Annotated in this window: 25 protein-coding genes and 1 tRNA gene; 10 read left to right on the forward strand and 16 right to left on the reverse strand. The window is 63.6% G+C overall.

Annotation, left to right across the window (positions count from 1 at the left end; translation table 11 throughout):
• Positions 1–78: 78 nt before the first annotated feature.
• Entirely contained in the window at positions 79–1,860 is a 1,782-nt protein-coding gene (gene nagE, locus FAZ69_RS11730) for an N-acetylglucosamine-specific PTS transporter subunit IIBC (protein ID WP_136894493.1), read from the forward strand.
• 286 nt (positions 1,861–2,146) lie between these two features.
• Here the strand turns inward: nagE and cydX are convergent, their stop codons facing one another.
• From cydX to rpoH, 5 genes are all read right to left on the reverse strand, one after another.
• Positions 2,147–2,263 (reverse strand): cytochrome bd-I oxidase subunit CydX, encoded by a 117-nt coding sequence (cydX, locus tag FAZ69_RS11735; protein ID WP_136894495.1) that lies wholly within the window; start codon positions 2,261–2,263, stop codon positions 2,147–2,149.
• A 98-nt stretch (positions 2,264–2,361) separates the two neighbouring features.
• Entirely contained in the window at positions 2,362–3,498 is a 1,137-nt protein-coding gene (cydB, locus tag FAZ69_RS11740; RefSeq protein ID WP_136894497.1) for a cytochrome d ubiquinol oxidase subunit II, read from the reverse strand.
• A 61-nt stretch (positions 3,499–3,559) separates the two neighbouring features.
• Positions 3,560–5,155 (reverse strand): cytochrome ubiquinol oxidase subunit I, encoded by a 1,596-nt coding sequence (locus FAZ69_RS11745; RefSeq protein ID WP_136894499.1) that lies wholly within the window; start codon positions 5,153–5,155, stop codon positions 3,560–3,562.
• Positions 5,142–5,423: a cytochrome oxidase putative small subunit CydP gene (gene cydP / locus FAZ69_RS11750; protein WP_136894501.1), complete on the reverse strand. Its 282-nt coding sequence runs from the start codon at positions 5,421–5,423 to the stop codon at positions 5,142–5,144. The genes FAZ69_RS11745 and cydP overlap by 14 nt, the downstream gene beginning before the upstream one ends.
• 430 nt (positions 5,424–5,853) lie before the next feature.
• Complete coding sequence (gene rpoH / locus FAZ69_RS11755) at positions 5,854–6,789, reverse strand: RNA polymerase sigma factor RpoH (protein WP_136894503.1); 936 nt, start codon at positions 6,787–6,789, stop codon at positions 5,854–5,856.
• A 365-nt stretch (positions 6,790–7,154) separates the two neighbouring features.
• On the opposite strand from rpoH, the gene FAZ69_RS11760 reads away from it, so the two are divergent.
• Positions 7,155–7,718: an acyloxyacyl hydrolase gene (locus FAZ69_RS11760; protein WP_136894505.1), complete on the forward strand. Its 564-nt coding sequence runs from the start codon at positions 7,155–7,157 to the stop codon at positions 7,716–7,718.
• Positions 7,719–7,763: 45 nt separating this feature from the next.
• Positions 7,764–8,147, forward strand: coding sequence for a nuclear transport factor 2 family protein (locus tag FAZ69_RS11765; protein WP_136894507.1), 384 nt, complete (start codon positions 7,764–7,766; stop codon positions 8,145–8,147).
• A 182-nt stretch (positions 8,148–8,329) separates the two neighbouring features.
• On the opposite strand, the gene leuA is transcribed toward FAZ69_RS11765, so the two are convergent.
• Together leuA and ybiB are read right to left on the reverse strand one after the other, a co-directional pair.
• A complete protein-coding gene (gene leuA / locus FAZ69_RS11770) occupies positions 8,330–9,985 on the reverse strand; it encodes a 2-isopropylmalate synthase (RefSeq protein WP_136894509.1) in 1,656 nt (551 codons plus the stop codon).
• 391 nt (positions 9,986–10,376) lie between these two features.
• Positions 10,377–11,348 carry a DNA-binding protein YbiB gene (ybiB, locus tag FAZ69_RS11775; protein WP_136894511.1) on the reverse strand — a complete coding sequence of 324 codons (972 nt, stop codon included), beginning with the start codon at positions 11,346–11,348 and terminating at the stop codon, positions 10,377–10,379.
• A gap of 286 nt (positions 11,349–11,634) precedes the next feature.
• Between ybiB and FAZ69_RS11780 the strand changes: the two genes are divergently transcribed.
• Complete coding sequence (locus tag FAZ69_RS11780; protein ID WP_136894513.1) at positions 11,635–12,345, forward strand: fumarylacetoacetate hydrolase family protein; 711 nt, start codon at positions 11,635–11,637, stop codon at positions 12,343–12,345.
• Positions 12,346–12,460: 115 nt separating this feature from the next.
• Positions 12,461–13,105, forward strand: coding sequence for a maleylacetoacetate isomerase (gene maiA / locus FAZ69_RS11785; RefSeq protein ID WP_136894515.1), 645 nt, complete (start codon positions 12,461–12,463; stop codon positions 13,103–13,105).
• A gap of 109 nt (positions 13,106–13,214) precedes the next feature.
• Here maiA and ftsY read toward each other — a convergent pair whose 3' ends face one another.
• On the reverse strand, positions 13,215–14,360 hold the full coding sequence (gene ftsY / locus FAZ69_RS11790; RefSeq protein WP_136894517.1) for a signal recognition particle-docking protein FtsY: 1,146 nt from the start codon (positions 14,358–14,360) through the stop codon (positions 13,215–13,217).
• A gap of 252 nt (positions 14,361–14,612) precedes the next feature.
• Here ftsY and rsmD point away from each other — a divergent pair, with 252 nt between their 5' ends.
• The 3 genes from rsmD (at position 14,613) to FAZ69_RS11805 (ending at position 16,200) form a co-directional block, all read left to right on the forward strand.
• Positions 14,613–15,227, forward strand: coding sequence for a 16S rRNA (guanine(966)-N(2))-methyltransferase RsmD (gene rsmD, locus FAZ69_RS11795; RefSeq protein ID WP_136894519.1), 615 nt, complete (start codon positions 14,613–14,615; stop codon positions 15,225–15,227).
• Positions 15,228–15,353: 126 nt separating this feature from the next.
• Entirely contained in the window at positions 15,354–15,860 is a 507-nt protein-coding gene (gene coaD / locus FAZ69_RS11800) for a pantetheine-phosphate adenylyltransferase (protein ID WP_136894521.1), read from the forward strand.
• A gap of 82 nt (positions 15,861–15,942) precedes the next feature.
• Positions 15,943–16,200, forward strand: a complete 258-nt coding sequence (locus FAZ69_RS11805) for a YfhL family 4Fe-4S dicluster ferredoxin (RefSeq protein WP_136894523.1) — start codon at positions 15,943–15,945, stop codon at positions 16,198–16,200.
• A gap of 99 nt (positions 16,201–16,299) precedes the next feature.
• On the opposite strand, the gene hisC is transcribed toward FAZ69_RS11805, so the two are convergent.
• From hisC to FAZ69_RS11850, 8 genes are all read right to left on the reverse strand, one after another.
• Positions 16,300–17,367, reverse strand: coding sequence for a histidinol-phosphate transaminase (hisC, locus tag FAZ69_RS11810; protein WP_136894525.1), 1,068 nt, complete (start codon positions 17,365–17,367; stop codon positions 16,300–16,302).
• A 59-nt stretch (positions 17,368–17,426) separates the two neighbouring features.
• Positions 17,427–18,029 (reverse strand): aminoacyl-tRNA hydrolase, encoded by a 603-nt coding sequence (gene pth / locus FAZ69_RS11815; protein WP_136894527.1) that lies wholly within the window; start codon positions 18,027–18,029, stop codon positions 17,427–17,429.
• Between the two features lie 130 nt (positions 18,030–18,159).
• Positions 18,160–18,777 carry a 50S ribosomal protein L25/general stress protein Ctc gene (locus FAZ69_RS11825; protein ID WP_136894529.1) on the reverse strand — a complete coding sequence of 206 codons (618 nt, stop codon included), beginning with the start codon at positions 18,775–18,777 and terminating at the stop codon, positions 18,160–18,162.
• A gap of 172 nt (positions 18,778–18,949) precedes the next feature.
• On the reverse strand, positions 18,950–19,906 hold the full coding sequence (locus FAZ69_RS11830; protein WP_136894962.1) for a ribose-phosphate pyrophosphokinase: 957 nt from the start codon (positions 19,904–19,906) through the stop codon (positions 18,950–18,952).
• A gap of 42 nt (positions 19,907–19,948) precedes the next feature.
• A tRNA-Gln gene (locus FAZ69_RS11835) sits at positions 19,949–20,025 on the reverse strand.
• A 52-nt stretch (positions 20,026–20,077) separates the two neighbouring features.
• Positions 20,078–20,959 (reverse strand): 4-(cytidine 5'-diphospho)-2-C-methyl-D-erythritol kinase, encoded by an 882-nt coding sequence (ispE, locus tag FAZ69_RS11840; RefSeq protein ID WP_136894531.1) that lies wholly within the window; start codon positions 20,957–20,959, stop codon positions 20,078–20,080.
• A gap of 89 nt (positions 20,960–21,048) precedes the next feature.
• Entirely contained in the window at positions 21,049–21,681 is a 633-nt protein-coding gene (lolB, locus tag FAZ69_RS11845) for a lipoprotein insertase outer membrane protein LolB (protein WP_136894533.1), read from the reverse strand.
• Entirely contained in the window at positions 21,681–23,540 is a 1,860-nt protein-coding gene (locus tag FAZ69_RS11850; RefSeq protein ID WP_136894535.1) for a tetratricopeptide repeat protein, read from the reverse strand. The genes lolB and FAZ69_RS11850 overlap by 1 nt, the downstream gene beginning before the upstream one ends.
• Before the next feature lie 87 nt (positions 23,541–23,627).
• Between FAZ69_RS11850 and mutM the strand changes: the two genes are divergently transcribed.
• Together mutM and mutY are read left to right on the forward strand one after the other, a co-directional pair.
• On the forward strand, positions 23,628–24,458 hold the full coding sequence (gene mutM / locus FAZ69_RS11855; protein ID WP_136894537.1) for a bifunctional DNA-formamidopyrimidine glycosylase/DNA-(apurinic or apyrimidinic site) lyase: 831 nt from the start codon (positions 23,628–23,630) through the stop codon (positions 24,456–24,458).
• 23 nt (positions 24,459–24,481) lie between these two features.
• A complete protein-coding gene (gene mutY / locus FAZ69_RS11860; protein ID WP_136894539.1) occupies positions 24,482–25,582 on the forward strand; it encodes an A/G-specific adenine glycosylase in 1,101 nt (366 codons plus the stop codon).
• Positions 25,583–25,590: the final 8 nt, after the last annotated feature.

Below are 25,590 nucleotides of genomic sequence, written 5' to 3' on the forward strand. Positions count from 1 at the left end.
GCCGGAAATCGCACGATCCAAGTAGAGCAGACGACTCAACGATTCAACGACGAGACCCACATAGGATTGGAGGAATCAATGGACGCGAATCCATTTTTGAAAGTGCAGCGCCTAGGGCGCGCGCTGATGCTGCCGATTGCGGTGCTGCCGGTCGCAGGCATTCTGCTGCGGCTCGGCCAGTCTGACGTTTTGAACATCAAGATGATCGCGGATGCGGGTGGCGCGATCTTCGACAATCTGCCATTGCTGTTCGCAATCGGCGTGGCGGTGGGTTTCGCGAAGGACAACAACGGCGTGGCGGCGCTGGCGGGGGCGATCGGCTACCTCGTCGAAATCGCGGTGATGAAGGACATCAACGACAAGCTCAACATGGGCGTGCTGTCGGGGATCATCGCGGGCGTCGTCGCGGGGATGCTCTACAACAAGTACAAAGACATCAAATTGCCCGACTATCTCGCCTTTTTCGGCGGGAAACGCTTCGTGCCGATCGTCACGGGGCTCGTCTGCGTCGTGCTCGGCATCGTGTTCGGCTACGTCTGGCAGCCCGTGCAGGCAGCGATCGACTCGGCCGGCCACTGGCTCACCACGGCGGGCGCGATCGGCGTGTTCGTGTTCGGCGTGCTGAACCGGCTGTTGCTCGTCACGGGGCTGCACCACATCCTCAACTCGCTCGCGTGGTTCGTGTTCGGCACGTTCACGCCGGCGGGCGGCGGCGCGGCGGTGACGGGCGACCTGCATCGCTTCTTCGCGGGCGACCCGGCCGCGGGCGGCTTCATGACGGGCTTCTTCCCGATCATGATGTTCGGCCTGCCGGCGGCCTGTCTCGCGATGCTGCATGAAGCGCCGAAGGAGCGCCGTGCGATGGTTGGCGGCCTGTTGTTCTCGATGGCGCTGACGTCGTTCCTGACCGGCGTGACCGAGCCGATCGAATTCAGCTTCATGTTCCTCGCGCCGGTGCTCTACGCGATTCACGCGGTGCTGACGGGGCTGTCGCTCGCGATCTGCTGGGTGCTCGGCGTTCACCTCGGCTTCACGTTCTCGGCCGGCGCGATCGACTATGTGCTGAACTACGGCCTGTCGACCAAGGGCTGGCTCGCGATTCCGATCGGGTTGGCCTATGCGGTCGCCTACTACGGCCTGTTCCGCTTCTTCATTCGCAAGTTCAACATGGCGACGCCGGGCCGCGAGCCGGCCGCGGCCGAAGCGCAGGCCGAGTCGTTCGCGTCGGGCGGCTTTGTCGCGCCGTCCGCCAGCGCGGCCGTGCCGCGCGCCCAGCGCTATATCGCGGCGCTCGGCGGCGCCGCGAACCTGACGCTCGTCGATGCCTGCACGACGCGTCTGCGCCTGACGGTGGCGGATTCGGCCAAGGTGTCGGAGGCCGATCTGAAGACGATCGGCGCGCGCGGCGTGCTCAAGCGTGGTGCGGGCGCGGTGCAGGTGATCATCGGACCGGAAGCGGACATCATCGCCGACGAGATTCGCACGGCGCTCGCAAGCGGCGACGCGGGAGCGGCTGCGACCTCCGCGGGTGGCGCCAAGGCGGCGGCGACCGCTGCAGCGGTAGCGCCTGTGGCAGCGTCAGAAGCGGGCCCGCTCGATCCGGAGCCGGCGCGCTGGCTCGCCGTGTTCGGCGGCGGCACCAACGTCGTATCGCTCGACGCCGTGGCGGCGACTCGTCTGCGAGTCGTGGTGCGCGATCCGTCGGCGGTGGATCGTCCGCGCCTCGCGTCGCTCGACGTCGCTTGGGTGTCGGCGGAGACGTTCCACATCGTCTGCGGCCAGGCGGCCAAGCGCTATGAGGAGCAACTGTCGGCGCGCTTGCCGTCGGCGGGCGGCGGCGCAGCGCCTCAGCCGGCATGATGTGATCCGCCCCAGGCGCCAAGAGGCGGCGGGGCGGTGAAAAGAGGCGTTCTGCGTGGCGGCTGCCGGGCGGAACGCCTTGATATCGATGATTATCCGGCGCAGCGCGATTAACGAAATCGCCGCATTATGGGATTTATCGAATCGCAATGAATTTCGATCGCTGAATTAATTTGCCTGATTGTTTCAGGCTCGCCGTCAAAAATTTTGATAAGTAAGTAAAGAGGCCCTCGCATTTAACGAGGGTCTTTTTATTGGTAAGACCATTTCAACGCCTTGCCATCGTTCATTTCGTTTTGCGCTTGGCCGTGTCGGATTCGTACTCCGACTCGAGCCACATCACGTTGATGACGCCGAACGCGAGCGCGACGCCGATGCCGAGAATCCAGCTGAAGTACCACATGGTCGACTCCTGTGTCGGCCAGAGTTAGCGCTTTAGCGCTTACTCTGGCCCCATCTGATCCTGGCGCGCGCGCAGCAACCGGGCTGCGCGCCGCCGCTTCAATACATCGAGTGCTTGTTCTGCTCGAGCGCCTGATGCGTGACCTTGCCGCGCATCACGCGATACGCCCAGCCGGTGTAGAGCAGCACGATCGGCAGGAACACGATCACCGCGCCGAGCATGATCTCCAGCGTCAGGCGGCTCGAAGTGGAATCCCACACCGTGAGGCTGCTCTTCGGATCGAGCGACGACGGCATGATGAACGGGAACATCGAGAAGCCCGCGGTCAGGATCACGCCGACAATCATCAGCCCGGTCGAGACAAACGCGGTCTTCTCGTGCCGCGAGCCGGCCAGCAAGAGCGCCAGCAGGCCACCCAGGATGCCGGCGACAGGCGCCGCGATCATCCATGGGTAGAGCGTGTAGTTCGCGAGCCACATGCCTGCGCCGGCTTCGGCGTTCTTGAGCAGCGGGTTCGCGACGGCGTCGAGCGGTGCCGGGTTCGTGATCAGATAGCCGCCGATCACCGTCGCCACCAGCATGCCCGCGATCACGAAGCACACGACCGCCGCGAGCGACGCGATGCGCAACGCGATGGACGCCCGGCGCGCGATCGCGCCGTCGGTCTTCATCTTGACGAACGCCGCGCCGTGCGCCGCCAGCATCGCGACGGAGACGAGCCCGCACAGCACCGCGAACGGATTGAGCAGCGCGAAGAAGCCGCCGTGATAGGTGACGCGCAACTCGCTGTCGAACGAGAACGGCACGCCTTCGAGCAGGTTGCCGAACGCGACGCCGAACACGAGCGCCGGCACGAAACCGCCAACGAAGAGCGCCCAGTCCCACGCGTTGCGCCAGCGCGGATCGGCGCGCTTGCTGCGGTAGTCGAAGCCGACCGGCCGGAAGAACAGTGTGAACAGCACGAGCAGCATCGCGAAGTAGAAGCCCGAGAACGACGCCGCATAGACGAGCGGCCAGGCGGCGAACATCGCTCCGCCCGCGGTGATGAGCCACACCTGGTTGCCTTCCCAGGTCGCGCCGACCGTGTTCACGACAATGCGGCGCTCCTCGTCGGTCTTGCCGATGAAGGGCAGCAGTATCGCGGCGCCCATGTCGAAACCGTCGGTGAGCGCGAAGCCGATCAGCAGCACGCCGATCAACACCCACCAGATGAGCTTGAGGGTTGCGTAATCCATGATGATTCTTTCCCTTGGTTAGAGTCGCGGGTTCGCGTGTTCCTTCAGTCGAGGATCTGCGTCAGGCCGTCGTGCGGCCCGACAGCGCGGCGCGCTCCTGTTCGCTCAACTCATGGTGGTAGCGGCCCGTATGCAACGACGACGGACCAAGGCGCGCGTACTTGAACATCAGCGTAATCTCGATGACGAAGAGCGCCGTGTAGAACACCACGAAGCCGGCGATGCTCAGGTACAGGTCCGAAGCGGAAAGGCTCGATGCGGAGAGATGGGTTGGCAGGATGCCCGCGATCGTCCACGGCTGGCGGCCGAGCTCGGCAACAATCCAGCCGAATTCCGCGGCGACCCAGGGCAGCGGAATCGCCCACACGGCCCAGCGCAGGAACCAGCGGCGGTTCGGCTGCAGGAGCGTGCGCCGCGCGCAGAACCAGAACGCCATGAGGAACGTCCCGAGGAGCAGGACGCCGAGGCAGACCATCAAGCGGAACGAGAAGAACACCGGCGCGACCGGCGGAATCGTCGCTTTCGCCGCTTCCTGGATCTGGCCCGGCGTGGCGTCCATCACCTTCGGCGTGAACTGCTTGAGCATCAGGCCGAAACCGAGATCGTCCTTGTACTTGTCGAAGGTGGCTCGCGTGGCGTCGCTCGTGTCGCCTTCCTTGATCTTCTGCAGCGCGCCGTACGCGATCATGCCGTTCTTGATGCGGCCTTCGTTCTCCGCGATCAGGTCCTTGAGCCCCATCACCTGCTCGTCGATCGAACGCGTCGCGATGATTCCGAGCGCGTAGGGGATGCGGATGGCGTAGTCAGTGCGCTGCGCTTCCTGGTTCGGGATGCCGATCAGCGTGAACGGCGCGGGTGCGGGCGCCGTCTCCCATTCGGATTCGATCGCAGCCAGCTTGACCTTCTGCACTTCGCCCGTGTTGTAGCCGGATTCGTCGCCGAGCACGATCACGCAGAGCGTCGAGGCGAGGCCGAAGCCCGCGGCGATCGCGAACGAGCGCAGCGCGAACTGCGTGTCGCGCCTCTTGAGCAGGTACCACGACGAGATGCCGAGCACGAACATCGACGCTGTCACATAGCCCGCCGACACCGTGTGCACGAACTTCACCTGCGCGACCGGATTGAAGACGACCTGGAACAGGCTCGTCAGCTCCATGCGCATCGTTTCGTAGTTGAATTCGGCGCCGACCGGATTGTTCATCCAGCCGTTGGCGACGAGAATCCACAGCGCCGACAGGTTGGAGCCGAGCGCGACGAGGAACGTGACGATCAAGTGCTGAACCCGCGACAGCCGGTTCCATCCGAAGAAGAACAGGCCGACGAAGGTCGATTCGAGGAAGAAGGCCATCAGCCCTTCGACGGCGAGCGGCACGCCGAAGATGTCGCCCACGTAATGCGAGTAGTACGACCAGTTCGTGCCGAACTGGAACTCGAGCGTGAGGCCGGTGACCACGCCCATCGCGAAGTTGATCCCGAAGAGCTTGCCCCAGAACTGGGTCATGTCCTTGTAGACCTGCTTGCCGGTCATCACGTAGACCGCTTCCATGATGACGAGCAGCCACGACAGGCCGAGCGTCAACGGCACGAACAGAAAGTGATACAGCGCCGTGACGGCGAACTGCAGCCGCGAGAGGTCGACGACTTCACTGCTGAGCATGTTGGGCTCCTTGGGACGATTGGGGCGCCGGCACGGCGAGCAGCGCCCGTGCGACTTCGGCGGGAGGCATGGACATCCCTTCCGCCTGCGGGTGGTTGAAGAAAGCGTATTTGAGCGCGATCAGGAGCACGAACTTGATCGCCAGTACGACGGCGATGTCGCGTGCGAGCGTCGGGCCATGCACCCAGGTGGAGATACGCGCCTTGATGCCACGACGCCCCGGAGGCCCTTTAGGCGGCGTATTTTTCTTGACGAAGGTGGTGGTCATGATTGTTTGGGGACGATGTTGCACTGCCTTTGCAATCGAAATTGCCAAATGCCGCTCGCAATTATTTAAACCGCGCAAGATATGTTTACTGACAGATACGGCTAAACCGTTAGGAATATTACGATAGGCGGAGGATAACCCTTAAGACGTGGATGCGACAAACCGTCGCGACACTTTCGGAGTTATTGCTGTTTTTTCGATAACGTTGTCGCAGCGCAATGACTCGTTTGGTCCAACGCTTGGAAAGCGGGGCTTTGCATGGGATCCGGGTAAGGCTCTGCATGGGGCCGGAGTAAGTGCTGAAGCACTAACTCCAGCCGACACGCTAAAGCGCTAACTCGGGTCGACACGAAAAAGAGCCCGCCGTCTTTCGAGGGCGGGCTCTCTATCGTCCGGTAATGCACCTGTTCAGGCGCAGGGCGGCAGCTTCTTATGAATACGCAGTCAGTGCGGTGCGCATCTTTTTCATCGCGCTCGCTTCGATCTGACGAATGCGCTCGGCCGACACGCCAAATTCGTCCGCGAGCTCGTGCAGCGTCGAGCCGCCCGAACCGTCGTCCTCGACGTTCAGCCAGCGTGCCTCGATGATGCGGCGGCTGCGGGCGTCGAGCGAGTCGAGCGCCTGGGCGATGCCATCGGTCTGCAGCTTGTCGCGGTGACGCGACGCGAGCACGGACGTCGGCTCATTGTGCGAGTCGGCGAGATAGGCGATCGGCGCGAACGATTCCTCGCCGTCGTCGACTTGGCCTTCGAGCGCGATGTCGCCGCCTGAGAGGCGCGTTTCCATCTCCGTCACTTCCTCGCGCTTCACATTCAGCTCTTTGGCGAGGCCGTCGATTTCTTCCGGCGTGAGCGACTGCAGGCCCTGCTTGTGGCTGCGCAGGTTGAAGAACAGCTTGCGCTGAGCCTTGGTCGTGGCGACTTTCACCATGCGCCAGTTGCGCAGAATGTACTCGTGGATCTCGGCCTTGATCCAGTGAATGGCGTACGAGACGAGGCGCACATTCTGTTCGGGATCGAAGCGCTTTACCGCCTTCATGAGCCCGATGTTGCCTTCCTGGATCAGGTCGGCGTGCGGCAGGCCGTAGCCGAGGTAGTTGCGGGCGATCGACACGACGAGCCGCAGATGCGACAAGACTAGCTTGCGCGCGGACTCGAGGTTGTTCTGCTCGCGGAATTCGGTGGCGAACTGACGTTCTTCCGCGGCGCTCAGCATCGGAATCCGGTTGACGGCCTGGATATAGGCGTCGATGTTGCCGAGCTGGCCGGGCAGCATCGAGGATTGTGCGAGCGTCAGCGCACCTGCCGACGCGGCCTTAGCGGGCGCCGGGCTCAGTGCGTTCGGAAGGGTCATGGCATTGCTCACGGACGAAACTCCTTTGGAATCAGACAAATGCTTACTCAGAAAAGACTCCACGCTGGATGTTAGCACTCCAGGTCACCGAGTGCTAATACTTAGATGGAGTAGGGGTTCTGGAGTTCCTATCAAAATTCGAAATCTGATAGCTGATGTTACACCGGATTGCGGCGATCGGTGCACCGGGCAAATTGGGGAGGCATGGGCCGGCAGTTGGCAAAGGCTGCTGACTTTTTCGACATCGAAAGGAAGTAATTTCCTAAAATGACGCAATTTTGAAATTTCCTTTAACATAAGATCGATTTCCATTGGAAACCGTCGCCGCGGCAACCGTCGGCACGAATGTTCGACTGATTAATTAGTTGGAGTATTCGATGAACAATAAAAAGCCTTGGCGGAGCGGATGGGCTCTCAAGGGGACACTGCTTCTGGCCCTTGGCGGCGTGGGAGCCTCGGCGTCGGCCGACCAGTTCGGCGTGCAGGTCGGCGGCGGAATCGCCGACCACGACGTGAAAAAAGCCGACCTCGGATTTGTCTGGGATCCGAACCTCACCTGGTGGTACATCGGCGGTTTCCACTTCACGGTGGTCGGCGAAGCGCATCTTGCCTATTGGCACGCGTCCAACGCCAACATCCATAGCAACATCTACGAAGTGGGGGCCACGCCGGTGTTCCGCTTCATCAAGGATTCCGGTGCGATCCGGCCGTTCTTCGAAGCGGGTGTCGGCGTTCGGCTCCTCTCGCACCCGACCATCTCGAGCACCTATACGCTCTCCACCGCGTTCCAGTTCGCCGACATGGTCGGCATCGGAGCGCAGTTCGGCAGCCGCCAGCAGTATGTGACCGGGTTCCGCTTCCAGCATCTGTCGAACGCTGATATCAAACGGCCAAATCCTGGTATAAATTTCAGCCAGCTATATCTGCAATACAACTTCTGACGAGCGTGGCCGCGGTGCGGCGCCTCGATGTATGGGAGCTGAGCGATGGCGGCAAAAGTGATCGAGGCGATTCGCGTGCTGGAGCGCGACCGGTTTCGCGCGATGGTCGATGGCAATGGTCAGATACTCGAAGAGTTGCTCTCCGAGAATGTGAGCTTCGTTCATACGAACGGCAAGCGCGAGACGAAGCAGCAGTTCATCGACGCCATCACGGCGGGCCGCCGCCGCTATCGGCAAATCGAGATCCAATCGCAGGACATCGTGCTCATCGGGCGCGAGACGTGCGTCGTGACGGGGCGCGTCCTGATCGAAATGGAGGCGAACAACGGCGCGCTGCTGTTTCCGATTGCCTACACGTCGATCCAGACGCAGCAGGACGGGCAGTGGCGGCTCGTCGCGTGGCAGGCGACGCGGTGCGCTGTCGAGTAGCTCGGGGTGTGCGCTCGCTCGGAAAGCGGTCTTCTGGACCGCGTTGCTTTTTGGATCGCTATTGCTGCATGGGGCGTGTTGCGCGTCCCTGATCCGTTACCCGCCCGCCGGCATGTTGCGCCGGCGGGCAGATCGCACCGCCTGCCGCCTGTATTGCCTGGAACCACCTGATTGCCGTGTGACTACGCCGCGGCCCGCTCGTTGCCGGCGCTCCAGTCGGCGCGATTCACCGCGCTAATGACGGCGTCTACTACCGCAATCGTCGCGTCTTCGTGCACGCCGACGCCGTAGCGCAGCGTCTGCTGGCCGACGCGGCACCCGACGAACACTGCCGTGCGCCCATCCTCCGCCCGCGCGCTCTCGAACGACGACACCTCCACGGACTGGCCCGCAGCCCCTGTGAACGCGCTCGCGATGGCATGGGCGCGCGCTTCACCGTCTACGTTTCCTGCGCCAGGGGCCGCGCTCGCGACCTCGCGGTGCTGCCAATGCACCGCCGTCGTGCCAACGCGCGCAGCCGGGCCGCGCGTTTCGAAATATTCGCGCGCGAAGAGGGTGCAGATCGCCTCGCCCGTCACCTCTTCGCCGGACTGATCGGCGATCTCCTGCACCGCATGGCTGAACTCGATCTGCACGCGGCGCGGCGGCGTGAAGCCCAAGCCGCGCTCGAGCAAGTAGGTCGAGCCGCCCTTGCCCGACTGGCTGTTCACGCGAATCACCGCGTCATAGCTGCGGCCGAGATCGGCGGGGTCGATCGGGAGATAGGGCACTTCCCAGATCGCGTCGCTTTTTTGCTGCGCGAAGCCTTTGCGGATGGCGTCCTGATGCGAGCCCGAGAATGCCGTGAAGACGAGGTCGCCCGCATACGGGTGACGCGGATGGACCGGAATCTGGTTGCAGCGCTCGACGACGCGGCGCACGGCGTCGATGTCCGAGAAGTCGAGGCCCGGGTCGATGCCCTGCGTGTAGAGATTCATCGCGAGCGTGACGAGGTCGACGTTGCCGGTGCGCTCGCCGTTGCCGAACAGGCACCCCTCGATGCGATCCGCGCCCGCGAGCAGCGCGAGCTCGGCGGCGGCTACGGCTGTGCCGCGATCGTTGTGCGGATGCACCGACAGCACGATGCTGTCGCGATAGCCGAGGTTGCGGTCCATCCATTCGATTTGGTCGGCGAACACGTTTGGCGTCGCGGCTTCGACGGTCGCCGGGAGGTTGACGATCATCTTGTGATCGCGCGTGGGCCGCCAGACTTGCGCGACGGCGTCGCAGACTTCGCGCGCGAACGGCAGCTCGGTCATGCTGAACGTCTCGGGCGAGTACTGGTAGGTCCAATGGGTGCCGGGGCGCTTTGCCGCGTGCTCCTTGATGAGCCGCGTGCCTTCGACGGCGAGCGCCTTGACTTCGTCCTTCGATGCGTCGAACACGATGCGCCGGAACGACGGGCAAATCGCGTTGTAGAGGTGGACGATCGCGCGCGGCACGCCTTCGAGCGCCTCGAACGTGCGCGCGATCAGGTCCGCGCGCGACTGGACGAGCACTTCGATCGTGACGTCCTCGGGAATGCGGTTTTCCTCGATCAGCTTGCGCACGAAATCGAAGTCGGTCTGCGATGCGGAGGGGAACCCAACCTCGATTTCCTTAAAGCCAATCGCGACGAGCATCTCGAAGAATTCGAGCTTCTGCGCGATGGTCATCGGTTCGATCAGGGATTGATTGCCGTCGCGCAAATCGGTGCTCATCCAGATGGGCGCGCGCTCGATCGTTCGGCTTGGCCATTTTCGGCCGGTCAAACGCACAGACGGGAACGGACGGTATTTTTCGGCAGGGTTGCGGAGCATTGTGAGCCTCGTTCATCAGGTCGTCTGCGGGAGGCGGAGGGCCGGCGGCTGGCCGACTCTGCCGGTGCATCGCAACAAGGTTGCGTAGCGGCGGCTCTCGCGAATCGTCCGAACGGTATTCGGCCGAATGCTGACGACTACAGGTTGTAAAGGGACTGCGTTTGGGGTGAAACGGAAACCGCGGAGAAACTGCTGGGAGGACCGCGCAGGAGGTGCGCGGCGCTACGCCTTGCTTACGCTAGACGTAGCGATAGCGACCGCGCTAGGCGGCCGGAAGTAATTCGGAGGGAGTTCGGGAAGGAACACATGAAGCGCACTTTATGTCAGCGTGCTGCAGTGTGTCAACCGTTTGATTCGTCTCGAAAAAATCTCCGGTCGAATCGGGGCCTGTTCAGATTGGGCGTTTCGAGATGCCGGTGATCACCTCGATCTGCTTGGCGACGGCTGCCGGAACCGGCGTTTCGCTGCGCAGCACTGATTCGATCCAGGCCGCCGTCGTCGCGGCATCGCGCGCTTCGGGCAGGTCGACGACAGGGGCGTCGGGCGACGATCGCTCAGGGGCGACGAGCACTTCGCAAACGCTATCGTGCAGCCAGTCGATCTGCACCTGGCGGCGCGTGTCGGCGACTGCTTCACCTTCCGTGCCGCGCGCGAGCAGTGCGCCGCCCGCGGCTGCGTCCGGGTGGTCGCTGAACAGCTTCGTCAGGCTTTCGCGATACGGCGGATGCGTGTAGTTCACGAGCCGCAGGCCCGCTGGTGCGAAGGGCTGGAGGATCTTGACGAGTGTGTGAGTCGAATTGCGAACGCCCATGATCTGCCGCAGCGCGAGCAAACGAGAGAGCTTCGGCGCGAGCGTGCCGATCGGCGCAAACGCGATGCGGCGGCGGGCGAGCGCGCCTTCGATTTCGCCGTGCGAGCGGGCGGGCTCGATGCCGAGCTGCGCGAAGATCTCGGCGCTCGTCACGCGCCCAGGGTCGGCGGTGATGCCGTGTACGAGCACCGGCACGCCCTCGCGCGCGAGAAGGAGCGCGAGCAGCGGCACGAGGTTTGGCTGTTTGCGCGCGCCGTTGTAGCTCGGGATCGAGACCGCGCAATGCGCGCTGTCGTTCACGTGCACCGGATCGAACGACGCATGCGCGGCGGCCAGCATCGCGGCCAGCTCGTCGGCGGTCTCGCCCTTCACGCGATAGGCGAGCAGGATCGCGCCGAGCTCGAGATCGTTCACGCGGCCATCGAGCATCGCGCTATAGAGCGCAAACGTATCTTCGGCGGACAGCGCCCGGGCTCCGTTCGGTCCGCGGCCTATTTCCTTGATGAAGCGGGCGCACGGGAATGGGGAGGAGGCGAGAGCGGTGTCGTTCATGGGTTGAGAGGCGGTGGGCGCGGCCGAAGTGGTGCATGTGATCGACCGCAGCGTTTTGGCATTGTGCGGGAAGTCCATTGAGTACCGCATTTGACCGGATCGCGCAAGCTTCGGGCAGCGTGGGGCTGCGGTGGCCGAGATGATATCCGTCGGTCCAAGGGCGTGCCGGGAGGCCTGGTCGGGCACGAGCAACGCGCGGGTGGCGTTGCGCTATACACTTGCTCTTTCGCCGTAATGGTTCGTGCGGCAGTCATCGATTGAAAAAAGAGCAAAGACGGAGAACAGGATGAGCAGCTACGTGTTCGAGCCCGCGCCGATCGTCGCGGTGCCTATTGCCGGGTCGGCCGGGTCCGGCAATCGGTTCCCGGTGCGCCGCATCTACTGTGTCGGCCGCAACTACGAGGCGCACGCGCGCGAGATGGGACACGATCCCGATCGCGAACCGCCATTCTTCTTCGGCAAGCCGGCCGATGCAGTGCTGTATGTCGCGCCCGGCGCGACCGGCGAGTTTCCGTATCCGCCGCGATCGAAGAACGTCCACTACGAGATGGAGCTCGTCGCGGCGATCGGCAAGGCGGGCAGGGATATCCCCGTCGAGCGGGCGCTCGAGCACGTCTACGGCTATGCGCTCGGTATCGACATGACGCGCCGCGACCTGCAGGCCGAAGCGAAAAAGCTCGGACGCCCGTGGGATACCGCGAAGGGGTTTGATCATTCGGCGCCGCTCGGTCCGATTCATCCGGTGTCGAAGGTCGGGCACATCGATCGTGGCGCGATATGGCTCACCGTCAACGGCGAGGAGAAGCAGCGCTCCGATGTGTCGCAGCTCATCTGGTCGACGGCGGAGACGGTTGCGTATCTGTCGACGCTGTTCGAGCTGAAATCTGGCGACCTGATTTTCACGGGGACGCCTGAAGGTGTCGGGCCGGTCATCAAGGGTGACTTGATGAAGGGCGGGATCGACGGTCTTGATGACTTCAGCGTACGCGTCGTCTGAGCGCGCGATTATTCGCTTAGGGCCTGGAGTAAGCGCTGAAGCGCTAACTCCAGCCAACCTCAGCATGGGACCGCAGTAAGCGCTAAAGCGCTAACTGCGGTCGACAGGAGACTCGATGAAGCTATACAGCTATTTCCGCAGCTCGGCGTCGTATCGCGTGCGCATTGCGCTGAATCTGAAGAACCTGCCGTATGAGTATGTGCCGATCCATCTCTTGCGTTCGGGCGGCGAGCAATTGACGCCCGAGTATCGGCAGCTGAATCCGGATGCGCTTGTGCCGACGCTCGTCGATGGCGATGCCGTGCTCCAGCAGTCGCTCGCGATCGTCGAATATCTCGATGAGACACATCCGAACCCGCCGCTCTTGCCGCGCTCGCCGATCGATCGCGCATACGTGCGCGGGCTTGCGCTGCAGATTGCGTGCGAGATTCATCCGATCAACAACCTGCGCGTACTGAAGTATCTGAAGCACGGGCTCAAGGTCGAAGAAGAGGCGAAGAACGCGTGGTACCGGCATTGGATCGAAGCCGGCTTCGGCACGCTCGAAGGGCGGCTCGCGAGCGATGCGCGTACTGGTGCGTTCTGCTTCGGCGATGCGCCGACGCTCGCCGACGTGTGCCTTGTGCCGCAGGTATTCAACGCACAGCGCTTCAATATCGATACGCAGCGCTATCCGACGATCCAGCGCATCTACGATCACGCGATGCAGTTCGACGCGTTCAAGCGTGCCTCGCCAGGGCAGCAGCCGGACGCGGAGTAAGGCGTTTTCAGGCTCGTCGCCGCCAGGTAACGCCACGTTTCGCGGCGGCATGAAAAAAGGCCAGTTCGCGCAGAACTGGCCTTTGTCGTTTCCGGCGGAGCGCCGGCTATCAGCCGAGCATCGCGTCCGTGAACTCTTCGGCGTTGAACGGCTGCAAGTCCTCGACCTTCTCGCCCACGCCGATGAAGTACACCGGCACCGGCCGCTGACGCGCGATCGCGGCGAGGATGCCGCCCTTCGCGGTGCCGTCGAGCTTCGTCACGATGAGGCCGGTCAGCTGGAGTGCGTCGTCGAACGCCTTCACTTGGGAGAGTGCGTTCTGGCCGGTGTTGGCGTCGATGACGAGCAGCACTTCATGCGGCGCGCCGTCGAGCGCCTTGCCGATCACGCGCTTCACCTTGCGCAGCTCTTCCATCAGATGCAACTGGGTCGGCAGGCGGCCGGCCGTGTCGGCCATCAGCACGTCGATCTTGCGCGCGCGCGCCGCGCTCACCGCATCGAAGATCACCGCTGCCGGATCGCCGCTTTCCTGTGCGACGACCGTTACGTTGTTGCGCTCGCCCCAGATCGCGAGCTGCTCGCGCGCGGCGGCGCGGAACGTGTCGCCGGCGGCGAGCAGCACCGACTGGTCGAAACGCTGCAAATGCTTGGCGAGCTTGCCGATGCTCGTGGTCTTGCCCGCGCCGTTGACGCCCGCGATCATCATCACGAGTGGCTGCGCGCTGCCGAGCATCAGCGATTTTTCGAGCGGCTTCAGCAGGTCGACGAGCAGGGTGCGCAACGCGGCCTTCACCTGCATCGGATCGGTGAGACGATCGGCGCGGACCTTTTCGCGCAACGCCCCGAGCAGATGCTCGGTCGCCTCGACGCCCGCGTCCGACATCAGGAGCGCGGTTTCCAGTTCTTCATAAAGGTCTTCGTCGATCTTCGTGCCGACGAAGATGCCGGTCAGCCCCGCGCTCGTTTTCGACAAGCCCGACTTCAGGCGGTCGATCCAGGACTTCTTGGCGGCAGGCTCGGGGGCAGGCGGCGGAACGATTTCGACGGTCTCGAGCACCGTTTCGGCTTCGATCTCGGATAGATCGTGCAGGTCGTCGCCGGACGCAGTCTCGCCCGGCGGCTCGGATGTCGCGCGGCTCGATGGCGCAGCCGGAGCGTCGGCCTGCTCGGCGACGGCTTCCCGGGTGTCTTGAGATTCGTCCTGCGCGGTTTCGGGTGCTTTCGAACCCTTGAATCGTTTGAAGAAGCTGAACATGATCGGTGGTGGTGAGTGCGCTTGAGCCAGGCGGGCGCCGGGCAGCGAGCGGCGACGCGCGGTCGCGAACTGCCGGATGAGGCTCGAAGCTCGCTATTTTATCAGGGGGTGCTTTGCGGTGGCGGGGCGAGAAGAGGGGCATGCAGCGGGACCGCCCCGGCAACGCTCGGGCGACGCTGTGGTAACGTTGACTGTCTTGTCCGCACCCGGCGTTTGCGCCGCGTGGAAACTCCCTCTCCAATCAGAATCTGCATGTCCCGTTCTTCCCCTTCTCGCGCGGCGGCCGTGACGTCCGGCCGCGGCAAACCGCACACGATCCGCATCATCGGCGGCGACTGGAAACGCACCCCGCTGCCCGTGCTCGATCTCGACGGCCTGCGGCCGACACCCGATCGTGTGCGCGAGACGCTCTTCAACTGGCTCGGCCAGCGTCTCGACGGCCATCATTGCCTCGATTTGTTCGCGGGCAGCGGGGCGCTCGGCTTCGAAGCGGCGTCGCGCGGCGCGGCGCGTGTCGTCATGGTCGAGCGCAATGCTCGCGCGGCGCAACAGTTGCGCGCCAACCAATCGCGCCTGCGCGCGCAATCGATCGAGATCGCCGAAGCGGACGCGCTGCGTCTTGCGGCCAGCCTCGCGCCGGGCTCATTCGACGTGGTTTTCCTAGACCCGCCGTTCGGCGACGACATACTTGGCCGCGCGATCGAGCTGGCCGCGCCGCTCGTCAGCGAGAATGGCTTTCTGTACGTCGAATCGGGCTCGCCGCTCGAGCTGGGCGAAATGGCCGCGCTCACTGGCTGGGCGCTCCTGCGCCACGGCAAGGCAGGGGCGGTCCATTATCATTTGCTGCAGCGCCAAAATGATGAATAATGCGCGTTCCAAAAGAGGCGCGGGGCGGCCATCTGCGGGGCGATTTCCCGCTACTTGCGCCAGCGCGGGCGGCGGCACGCCTTCGCGAGCCCGCACCCCAATTTGCATGATGAGAGGAGATGCTCAATGGTAGTCGCCGTGTACCCGGGTACGTTCGACCCCTTGACTCGCGGTCACGAGGACCTCGTGCGGCGCGCGTCGAGCATATTCGACACGCTGGTCGTCGGCGTCGCCGACAGCCGCGCCAAGAAGCCGTTTTTTTCGCTCCAGGAGCGTCTCGACATTGCGCGCGAAGTGCTGGGCCACTATCCGAACGTGCAGGTAATGAGCTTCAAGGGGCTCTTGAAGGATTTCGTGCGCAGCAATAACGCGCGCGTGATCGTGCGGGGGCTGCGCGCGGTGTCGGACTTCGAGTACGAGTTCCAGATGGCCGGGATGAACCGCTACCTGCTGCCCGACGTGGAGACGATGTTCATGACGCCGTCCGATCAGTACCAGTTCATTTCGGGTACGATCGTGCGCGAAATCGCACAGTTGGGCGGCGATGTCAGCAAGTTCGTGTTTCCGTCGGTCGAGAAATGGCTGAAGGACAAGGTTGCCGAAATGGCGACGCCGTCCGCCGCGCAGCCCTGAGCGTAGCCATAGCCGGCCTGCGGGCTTTGGCGGAAAATGGGCGAAAATCTGGTGTGGCCCGGTGTGTTTTAGTGAGTGAAGTATGGCCTTGATGATTACCGACGAGTGCATCAATTGCGACGTCTGCGAGCCCGAATGCCCGAACGACGCAATTTCGATGGGCCCGGAAATCTATGTGATCGACCCCAACAAGTGCACCGAATGCGTCGGCCATTTCGATGAGCCGCAATGTCAGCAGGTGTGTCCCGTCGAGTGCATTCCGCGCGACCCGCAGCATGCCGAGACGCCCGGGCAATTGATGGCGAAGTATCACGCGCTGCAGGCGGCGAAGGGCGGGTAGTTCAACACGCAGTGCAGTCCGTGCCTTGGCGGCACAGGCGGGTTGAACGGCACGCACGCGATTTCGCGCGTTGCGTGCCGCTGATTCAGCATGGTGGATTTATCCGACGTACACGCGCAGCGCTTCGAGAAGCGCTGCGCATTCGGCATCGGTGCCGATCGAAATGCGCAAGTACGCGTCGATTCGCGGCAGCTTGAAATGCCGCACGATGATTTCCTTCTCACGCAGTTGCGCGGCCAGTCGCCCGGCGTCATGCGCCGGGTGCGACACGAACACGAAGTTTGCCGCCGACGGCACGACGACGAAGCCCAGCTCCCTCAATCCCGCCGACAAACGCTCCCGGCTCGCGATCACTTGCGCGCAGCTTGCGCGGAACCACGCGTCATCCTCGTAAGCGGCCTGCGCCGCGGCTTGTGCGAGCCGATCGAGCGGGTACGAATTGAAGCTGTCCTTCACGCGGTTCAGCGCGTCGATCAGCGTGGCGTTTCCGAACGCGAAGCCTACCCGCATGCCCGCGAGCGAACGCGATTTCGACGTGGTATGCACGACGAGCAGGTTGGGGTACTTCGCGATCAGCGACACCGCGGACTGCGCGCCGAAATCGACATACGCCTCGTCGACGACCACCACCGACTCCGTATTGCCCGCCACCAGCCGTTCGATGTCCGCGAGCGGCAACGCGTGCCCGGTCGGCGCGTTTGGATTCGCGATCAGCAGGCCGCCGTTCGGCGCGAAGTAGTCGTCGACGCGAATCGCAAACGCATCGTCGACAGGCACGGCCCGGTAGGCGACGTCGTAAAGACGCGCGTACGTCGGATAGAAGCTGTACGTGATATCGGGGAAGAGAATCGGCTTGTCGTGCTTGAGCAGAGCCAGGAAGACATGTGCGAGAACCTCGTCCGAGCCGTTTCCGGCAAACACCTGGTCGGCAGAGATGCCGTGATGTGCGGCCACCGTTTCGCGCAGCTTGCGCGCGGTCGGATCGGGATAGCGGCGCAGCGATTCGCCGTTGTCGCCGAGTTCACTCCGGATCGCCTCGACGACGCGCGGCGACGGCGGGCAGGGGCTCTCGTTGGTGTTCAGCTTGACCGGGTGTGCGAGCACGGGCTGCTCGCCGGGCACGTAGGGGGTGAGTTGCTGAACGATGTCGCTCCAGTAGCGGCTCAAGCGTGGCTCCTTTATTTACCGTTGCGAGGTACGGACTTCAATCGTTGGCTTGCCGCTCGTCAGGCATTGCGATGCAGCTGCATCATCGCGCGCTCGAGTTCGCCTTTGACGACGTGCGGCATGACGGCGAGCGAGCGTTCGATCGCGGCGTCGATCACGTCCTGTTCTTCCTTGCGTGGAGGCTTCAGCACGAAGTTCGCGACATCCGGCTTCGCGCCGGCGCGTGCCGCTTCGGGAATCAAGTCGCGGGGGTGGCCGATGCCGATCCGCAGCCGCCAGTATTGCTGTGACGAAAGGTGAGCGGAAATGTCCTTGAGCCCGTTGTGTCCGCCGCTGCCGCCACCGAGCTTCAACTTCACCGCGCCCGGCGGCAGATCGAGCTCGTCATGCGCGACGATGATCTCGTCGGGCAGGATCTTGAAGAAATGCGCCAGGGCGACGACCGACTGGCCCGAGCGGTTCATATACGTCTGCGGCTCCAGCAGATGCACCTCTTCGCCATGCAGCCGCGCCTTCGCATAGAAACCGTGAAAACGCCGCTCGTCGCGCAGCGTCGCGCCTGCTTCGCGCGCCAGTTGATCAACGAGCCAGAAGCCGGCGTTGTGGCGCGTCGCGGTGTATTCGGCGCCCGGATTGCCGAGCCCGACGATCAGCTTGATCATGGTTCTTCTGTGGCGGCCACGAAGCCGCTCGATGCGGTAAAGCCGAAAAAAAACCCGCCGGGCAAGCCGCGGCGGGTCACGTCGACCGTTTCGTTGAAACGGATCGAGAGGATACCGATTGTGTCAGCGCTTATGCAGCGGGCTTTTCGCCTTCGGCAGCAGCTTCGCCTTCTGCTGCGACAGCGCCAGCCGGGATCGCCGCGGATGCGATCACCGGGTTTTCGCTTTCGACGTGAGCAACCAGCGACACGCCCTTCGGCAGCGTGATGTCCTTGGCATGCAGCGACTGGCCGGCTTCGATCTTCGCCAGGTCGAGCTCGACGAATTCCGGCAGGTCGGCCGGCAGGCACTCGATTTCGACTTCGTTCACGACGTGGGCGATGATTGCGCCGCCGGTCTTCACGGCCGGGTTGGTTTCCTGGTTCATGAAGTGAACCGGGACCTTCGTGTGCAGTTTCTTGTTCGAGTCGACACGCTGGAAGTCCACGTGCAGCACGAGCTGGCGGAACGGATGGTATTGCACGTCACGCAGCAGAACCTGCTGCGACTTGCCGGCCACTTCCAGGTCGAGGATCGACGAGTGGAACGCTTCCTTCTTCAGGGCGTGCCACAGTGCGTTGTGATCGAGTTCGATCAGTTGCGGCTCGGCGCCGACGCCATACACGATCCCCGGGGTCTTGCCGGAAATACGCAGGCGGCGGCTCGCACCCGTACCTTGCAGATTGCGCTCGAAAGCGACGACTTTCATGTTTTTCTCCATACACTGCCCGCGACCAGGCAGTAAAAACGAAGGGCCTGCACGCTCATCGCGCTGGCCCTGGATTGCGGCCTGAACCGACATTGGCTCAGGCCGATTGTGCTGACGGCATTGCATCAGGCAACGCCGCCGGCGAATACTTAAATTCGACGCTACTTTTGCTTCAAGCTTCGGCAAACAGCGACATCACCGAATCGCCGCGGCGAATCCGCGAGAACGTTTCGGCAAGCAGCCCCGCGCACGACAGAGAGCGGATCTTCGCGCAGGCGCGCGCTTCGTCACTGAGCGGAATCGTATCGGTGACGACGAGCTCGTCGAGCGCCGAACCGGCGATGCGCTCGCCTGCGCCACCCGACAGCACCGGATGCGTCGCATATGCGAATACCTGCTTCGCGCCACGCTCCTTCAGCACTTGCGCTGCCTTGCAGAGCGTACCGGCGGTGTCGACCATATCGTCCATGATCACGCAGGTGCGGCCTTCGACTTCACCGATGATGTTCATCACCTCGGCGACATTCGCCTTCGGGCGGCGCTTGTCAATGATCGCGAGATCGCAGTTCAGCTGCTTCGCGAGCGCCCGGGCGCGCACCACGCCGCCGACGTCCGGCGATACGACGAGCAGATCTTCATAGTTCTGCTTGCGCAGGTCGCCGAGGAGAACGGGCGTTGCGTAGATGTTGTCGACGGGAATGTCGAAGAAGCCTTGAATCTGGTCGGCGTGCAGATCCATCGTTATGATCCGCTCGACGCCGGCAATCTCCAGCATGTTCGCGACGACCTTCGCCGAAATCGCGACGCGCGCCGAACGCGGACGGCGATCCTGGCGCGCATAGCCGAAGTAGGGGATGGCAGCGGTGATCCGGCCTGCGGATGCGCGCTTGAGCGCATCGACCATGATCATCAACTCCATCAGGTTGTCATTCGTCGGCGCGCACGTGGATTGGAGGACGAAGACGTCCTTGCCGCGCACGTTTTCCTGAATCTCGACTTGGATCTCGCCGTCCGAGAAACGGCTGACCATCGCTTTGCCGAGGGGAATGCCGAGGATTTTGACGACTTCCTGAGCGAGCGCGGGATTCGCGTTGCCAGTAAAAACCATCAGGCCGTCATGGCTGCTCATCATGCACCTGCTTCAACGGGAGGCGGGAAATGCGAGAAATTTTGGCAGGGGAGGAAGGACTCGAACCCTCGCATGCCGGAATCAAAATCCGGTGCCTTAACCAACTTGGCGACTCCCCTACACTAACTTTGAGCTTCACCGGGTGTGTAGGACATCCCGATGATGCGAAACCTATGTAGCGAAAGCGAAGAGTGGATGGGTGTCCAGACTTGCTGTCACTGCGCTCGCCCAATCCTGAGGCAGTTTGGCCTGTGCGGCCTCTGCTTCGCCGATGGTTCGAAACGCTGCGAAAACGCTAGATCCGGAACCGGTCATCCGCGCGGGAGCGACGTTGGAAAACCATTCGAGCACCCGGGCAACTTCCGCGTATTTCCCCACGACAACTTGCTGCATGTCATTTCGGCCGAAACCGTCTGGCCAATTTTCGCTGCAACTATGTTGTGCAAGAAAGTCCGTAATTGTGAGGGCTTTTGAATCTCTTGTCAACGATTTATCGGAAAAAATCGCCGCAGTCGGAACATGCACCCTCGGCGTCACCACAAGGAAGCAACGCGGCGGCAATTGTACAGCCTGAAGCGCTTCTCCGACACCCTCCGCGAACGCATTTTTTCCAAAGACGAAGAACGGGACGTCCGCGCCCAGCTGCAGCGCGAGTCCTTGCAGCACGCTGCGCGGCAAATCGAGCTTCCAGAGCCGGTTCAGCGCGAGCAGCGTCGTCGCCGCGTCGGAGCTGCCGCCGCCGAGGCCCGCGCCCATCGGCAGGCGCTTGTCGATCTCGATGTCGACGCCCGCGCCGGTGCCCGTCTCCGCTTTGAGGAGCGCGGCCGCGCGCACGACGAGATCGCTTTCTTCGGGCACGCCCGGAACGTCGGTCTTGCGGTGAATGCGCCCGTCGTGGCGCAAGGTGAAGTGCAGGCGGTCACCCCAGTCGAGCAGTTGGAAGACCGTCTGCAAGGCGTGATAGCCGTCGGGCCGGCGGCCGGTGATGTGCAGGAAAAGATTGAGCTTCGCCGGAGCCAAGCAATCCCGCAGGGACTGGTTCGTTTCGATCATGCGCTATACGGAAAAAGCGGCCGGAAAGGCCTTGGAATCAAGCAGCGGTTTGCATTGAAATGCCATGACGCGCGAGGCCGGGCTCGCGCTCATTGGTCGAGCACGAGCTTGATGTCGAGCGGCGGGTCCTGCCGCGACAGATTCACGCGTTTGACGCCCGTGGCGGGCGCATCGGCGTACGCGAGATAGTTGATCGTCCAGCCGTCCTGGTCGATCTCCTTCAAGCGCGTTTCCTGCTGCGGATCGGGCACGGTCGCCGCCCGCGACGTGGGGGCCGGTGACGGCTGCAGCCAATAGCGCAACCCTTCGACCGGCAACGCGAATCCCAACGCGTTCTGCATCAGCGTGGTGACGTTGTCGGCAGTGAGCGGCTGGCGGTTCGGCAGCTCGAGCGTCGCCGAGGCAGGCGACGACGTGACGATCGCAAGCGTCTGTCCAAGCGGGTTGAGCAACTGCAGCGTTACGGTGTCGCCGTGCTCTTGCCAATCGAAATTACCGTAGGCGTTGCGCTGCTTGCCGTATTGGTCGACGTATTGAATCGCGAAGCGGCCGTGGTACGCGCGGGTAGTCTGCGTCGAGAGCTCGGTGGCCGCGTTGGACATCGACGGCCCGCGCACCGGCGTGACCGAGCAGCCTGCGAGCGCAACGGCCGCAGCCGACGCCAGCGCGAACGCCGCGCCGCGCCAGCTCGCAGCGGTGCCGAGGGTAAAGCGTGGAGCCATCAGAGATCGTTCACCTGGAGGCGCTTGAGCGTTTTGACGAGCGTGTCGTTGTCGGGCTCGAGCTTGCGGGCGTCGCGCCACGCGGCGCGCGCTTGTTCCTGCTCACCGGTTTTCCACAGTACTTCGCCGAGGTGCGCGCCGATCTCCGCGTTCGGCTGCAGGGTGTACGCCTTGCGCAGCAGCTTCGTGGCATCGGCGGTTTCGCCCATGCGGTACTTGACCCAGCCGAGGCTGTCCATGATGAAGGCGTCGTTCGGTGCAAGCGCCGAGGCTTTTTCAATCAGCTTGTCGGCTTCCTGCAAGCGCTGGTTGCGATCGGCGAGCGAATAGCCGAGCGCGTTGTATGCCTGCGGGTTGTCCGGCTGGGCGCGGATCAGCTGGCGCAGCTGCGTCTCCATCAGGTCATAGTGGCCGTTCTTTTCGGCTGCCATCGCGTAGTCGTACAGGATGTCCGGATCGTCGGGGAAGGCCTGCGCGGCTTGCTGCAGGCGCGCCTCGGCTTCCTGGTAGCGCTTGGCATCGAACAAGATCGCGGCGTCGGTGCGGACGATGACCGCTTGATCGTGCGGGTCCGATGTCTGAAGGCCTGCGAGCAGCTTGCGCGCATCGTCCGTCTTGCCTTGCTTCGTGAGCAGTTGAGCGCGCGTGATCTGGGCTGGCATGTACTGCTGGCTCGTACGCGGGATCTTGTCGAGCCATTGGCTCGCGGCCGCGTCGTTCTTCTGCTCGAGCGACAGTTGCGCCAGGTAGATGTATGCCTGGCCGGCATCCGCGCCGGCCGTTTTCTCCGCGAGCTGCGCGTATTGCGACAGATACTTTTGAGCGTCGTCGTATTTCTTCTGCTGGACCTTGATGAGACCGAGCGCCATTAGCGGGGTCAGGTCTTTCGGGTTGTCGGCGCGCATGATTTCGAATTGCTTTTGCGCGTCGTCAAGGCGATCGCTTGCGAGATACAGCTGCGCAAGCGCCAGCCGTGCATCGTGCGATTTGGGATTCTGCTGGACGTATTTCTCGAACGAGGCAATCCCTTCGTTGCGCTCCTGCGGCCCCATTTGCGCAAGCGTAAGCGCAGCCGGCAGATAGTCGGGCTTGAGCTTGAGCGCCTGCTCGAGCGAGACGCGTGCGCCGGGCTGGTCGTCGGCGACGAGTTGCTGGCGGCCGATAGCGAGTTGCGCTTCCGGGCGGTCGAGATCGTTTTTCAACAAGTCCTGCAGCACATGCAGGCCGCCGACCCGGTTCGGTCCGCGCGAGATCAGCACTTGCAGCGCGAGAAGCGCGGTGCCGCGGTTGTCCGCCGGCACTTTCGCGAGTTCGCGCGCGAGCAGCGGGGCAGCGTCGTCGGGTTTGCCGGACAGCACGAGCAAGGAGGCGTCGAGCTGCGCCGCGCGCTCCGAGCTCGGCGCGTACTGCTGCCACAGTTGCGCGGCGGCGAGCGCGTCGGACGGGCTCTGCGCCGTCAGCGCGATCTCGGCGGCGCGCTGCGCCATGCGCGGATCGTGCGTGTCGCGAGCAAGCGCGAGGTATGTCTGATACGCGGGCGCCGGCTGGTCGCGCTGCAACGCGATCTCAGCGGCCAGCACCTGGAAGACGATCTGGCTCGTCAGCGGAACGTCAGGCAGATCCTTTTTTTCGTCGGCCGACGCCGGCGCGAACATGTCCGGCGCGGAGACCGAGTTGTCGTCCGAACTGGACGACGGGTCTTGCGCGTAGGCGGGATGCACGGCGAGCGCCCAGGCTGCGAGGACTGCCGCGCCGAGCAGGCGGCGGACCGGCAGCGCGCGCTTCCTGGCGGCAGGCGCTGCGGGCTGGATAGAAGCGGTGGCCGGGCGCTTCGAAAACAGCTTCAAGGACAAGATCATGGAAATCCGTTCAATGTTTCGGTCGATTGTAACGCGCTCGCTACAATACACGCACAATCAACGATGCAAGTTACACACCAGTTAGACATGCCCGAATTGCCCGAAGTTGAAGTCACCCGGCGTGGGATCGAGCCATATGTCGCCGGGCGCCGTGTCGAGCGCGTCGACGTGCGGACCCGCGCGTTGCGCTGGCCGGTTCCCGCGGACTTCGCGAGCACGCTCGGCAAGAAGCGGGTCCGCAAGGTCGAGCGGCGCGGCAAATATCTTTTGTTCGAGATAGAAGACGGCTGGTTTATCGTCCATCTCGGCATGACGGGCACGCTGCGCGTGCTGCCGCATACCGCCGAGCCGCCTGCGCCTGCCAAGCACGATCACATCGACTGGATTTTCGACGAATTCATTCTCCGCTTCCGTGATCCACGCCGCTTTGGCGCGGTGCTTTGGCATCCGCGCGATGCCGGTGACGTGCTCGATCATCCGCTGCTCGCGACGCTCGGCGTCGAGCCGTTTGCGCCCGAATTCACCGGGGCGCTCATGCATCGACGCACGCGTGGCCGAAAGGTTTCCGTCAAGCAGGCGCTGCTCGCCGGCGACATCGTGGTCGGCGTGGGCAATATCTACGCTTCCGAGAGCCTGTTTCGCGCCGGCATCCGGCCGACGACGCCTGCCGGACGCGTCTCGCTCGCGCGCTACGACCTGCTTGCCACGGCGGTGCGCGCGACGCTCGCTGCCGCGATCGACAAGGGCGGCAGCACGCTGCGCGACTTCGTCGGCAGCAACGGCGAGAGCGGCTATTTCCAGCTTGACTACTTCGTCTATGATCGCGCAGGACTGCCTTGCCGCGTATGCGGCACGCCGATCAAGCAGATCGTGCAAGGGCAGCGCTCCACGTATTTTTGTCCCCATTGCCAGCGTTGAGGCCGTTGCCGGCCCGATTCCTCATGTCCGCTCCCAGCGCTTTACCCGCTTCGCCCCTTCAATCCGAGTTCGCCGCACGGCTGATCGCATGGCAGCGCGAGCATGGGCGTCACGATCTGCCGTGGCAGAACACGCGCGATCCGTATCGGATCTGGCTGTCGGAAATCATGCTGCAGCAGACGCAGGTCACGACGGTGATTCCGTACTACACGCGCTTTCTCGAGCGCTTTCCCGACGTTGCCGCGCTGGCCGCCGCGCCGCTCGACGACGTGATGGCGTTGTGGGCCGGCCTTGGCTACTACTCGCGCGCGCGCAATCTCCATCGCTGCTCGCAAGCGGTCGTGGAGCAGCACGGAGGGGCGTTTCCGTCGACGGTCGATGCGCTCGCAGAGCTGCCCGGGATCGGGCGTTCGACGGCGGCGGCGATTGCGTCGTTTGCGTTCGGCGCGCGGGCGACGATCCTCGACGGTAACGTGAAGCGTGTGCTGGCGCGCGTGTTCGGCGTCGAAGGGTTCCCCGGCGAGAAGCGCATCGAGAACGCCATGTGGACGCTGGCCGAATCGCTTTTTCCCAAAGACGGCGGCGACGACGACATCAGTGCCTACACGCAGGGGCTGATGGACCTGGGCGCCACGCTATGTGGACGCGGGCGTCCCGAATGCGCGCGTTGCCCGTTTGCGTCCGATTGCGTCGCGAACGTGACCGGCAGGCAGCGGGAGCTGCCGGCGGCGCGTCCGAAAAAGGCCGTGCCGACGCGCCGCACGTGGATGCTCGTGCTGCTCGACGGCGCTTCGGTGCTGCTCGAAAAGCGCCCGCCTGCCGGAATCTGGGGAGGGTTGTGGAGCTTGCCGGAAGCCGGGGACGAGGCAGCGCTCGAGAAGCGCGCCCGCGCTTTCGGCGGTGCGCGCGAACTGGAGCATCTGGCGCCATTCACGCATACGTTCACCCACTTCAAGCTGGAGATCGAGCCGCGCGTAGCCGATGTCGATGCCGGCCGGCCGGGGGCGCGCCTGGAAGCGGGTGACAGCGAGACCGAGTGGGTGCCGCTCGCCGACCTCGACGCCTACGGCCTGCCCGCGCCGGTACGCAAGCTGCTGGATTCGCTGCGGGGCTCGCTGCTCTAGCTTCGCGC

Origin of the sequence: Trinickia terrae, assembly GCF_005144415.1 — a bacterium.
In the GTDB taxonomy this organism is placed as follows: Bacteria; Pseudomonadota; Gammaproteobacteria; order Burkholderiales; family Burkholderiaceae; genus Trinickia_A; species Trinickia_A terrae.

What these genes read in the sequence shown, in the direction of transcription:
- FAZ69_RS11805 (WP_136894523.1), top strand. Translation starts at nt 15,943, where the DNA reads ATGGCCTTGATGATTACCGACGAGTGCATCAATTGCGACGTCTGCGAG.
- pth (WP_136894527.1), bottom strand. Translation starts at nt 18,029, where the DNA reads ATGATCAAGCTGATCGTCGGGCTCGGCAATCCGGGCGCCGAATACACC.
- FAZ69_RS11765 (WP_136894507.1), top strand. Translation starts at nt 7,764, where the DNA reads ATGGCGGCAAAAGTGATCGAGGCGATTCGCGTGCTGGAGCGCGACCGG.
- cydB (WP_136894497.1), bottom strand. Translation starts at nt 3,498, where the DNA reads ATGGATTACGCAACCCTCAAGCTCATCTGGTGGGTGTTGATCGGCGTG.
- cydX (WP_136894495.1), bottom strand. Translation starts at nt 2,263, where the DNA reads ATGTGGTACTTCAGCTGGATTCTCGGCATCGGCGTCGCGCTCGCGTTC.
- leuA (WP_136894509.1), bottom strand. Translation starts at nt 9,985, where the DNA reads ATGCTCCGCAACCCTGCCGAAAAATACCGTCCGTTCCCGTCTGTGCGT.
- mutY (WP_136894539.1), top strand. Translation starts at nt 24,482, where the DNA reads ATGTCCGCTCCCAGCGCTTTACCCGCTTCGCCCCTTCAATCCGAGTTC.
- lolB (WP_136894533.1), bottom strand. Translation starts at nt 21,681, where the DNA reads ATGGCTCCACGCTTTACCCTCGGCACCGCTGCGAGCTGGCGCGGCGCG.
- coaD (WP_136894521.1), top strand. Translation starts at nt 15,354, where the DNA reads ATGGTAGTCGCCGTGTACCCGGGTACGTTCGACCCCTTGACTCGCGGT.
- FAZ69_RS11780 (WP_136894513.1), top strand. Translation starts at nt 11,635, where the DNA reads ATGAGCAGCTACGTGTTCGAGCCCGCGCCGATCGTCGCGGTGCCTATT.
- FAZ69_RS11760 (WP_136894505.1), top strand. Translation starts at nt 7,155, where the DNA reads ATGAACAATAAAAAGCCTTGGCGGAGCGGATGGGCTCTCAAGGGGACA.
- nagE (WP_136894493.1), top strand. Translation starts at nt 79, where the DNA reads ATGGACGCGAATCCATTTTTGAAAGTGCAGCGCCTAGGGCGCGCGCTG.
- ispE (WP_136894531.1), bottom strand. Translation starts at nt 20,959, where the DNA reads ATGATCGAAACGAACCAGTCCCTGCGGGATTGCTTGGCTCCGGCGAAG.
- ftsY (WP_136894517.1), bottom strand. Translation starts at nt 14,360, where the DNA reads ATGTTCAGCTTCTTCAAACGATTCAAGGGTTCGAAAGCACCCGAAACC.
- cydP (WP_136894501.1), bottom strand. Translation starts at nt 5,423, where the DNA reads ATGACCACCACCTTCGTCAAGAAAAATACGCCGCCTAAAGGGCCTCCG.
- maiA (WP_136894515.1), top strand. Translation starts at nt 12,461, where the DNA reads ATGAAGCTATACAGCTATTTCCGCAGCTCGGCGTCGTATCGCGTGCGC.
- FAZ69_RS11850 (WP_136894535.1), bottom strand. Translation starts at nt 23,540, where the DNA reads ATGATCTTGTCCTTGAAGCTGTTTTCGAAGCGCCCGGCCACCGCTTCT.
- FAZ69_RS11825 (WP_136894529.1), bottom strand. Translation starts at nt 18,777, where the DNA reads ATGAAAGTCGTCGCTTTCGAGCGCAATCTGCAAGGTACGGGTGCGAGC.
- mutM (WP_136894537.1), top strand. Translation starts at nt 23,628, where the DNA reads ATGCCCGAATTGCCCGAAGTTGAAGTCACCCGGCGTGGGATCGAGCCA.
- rsmD (WP_136894519.1), top strand. Translation starts at nt 14,613, where the DNA reads ATGTCCCGTTCTTCCCCTTCTCGCGCGGCGGCCGTGACGTCCGGCCGC.
- FAZ69_RS11745 (WP_136894499.1), bottom strand. Translation starts at nt 5,155, where the DNA reads ATGCTCAGCAGTGAAGTCGTCGACCTCTCGCGGCTGCAGTTCGCCGTC.
- ybiB (WP_136894511.1), bottom strand. Translation starts at nt 11,348, where the DNA reads ATGAACGACACCGCTCTCGCCTCCTCCCCATTCCCGTGCGCCCGCTTC.
- FAZ69_RS11830 (WP_136894962.1), bottom strand. Translation starts at nt 19,906, where the DNA reads ATGAGCAGCCATGACGGCCTGATGGTTTTTACTGGCAACGCGAATCCC.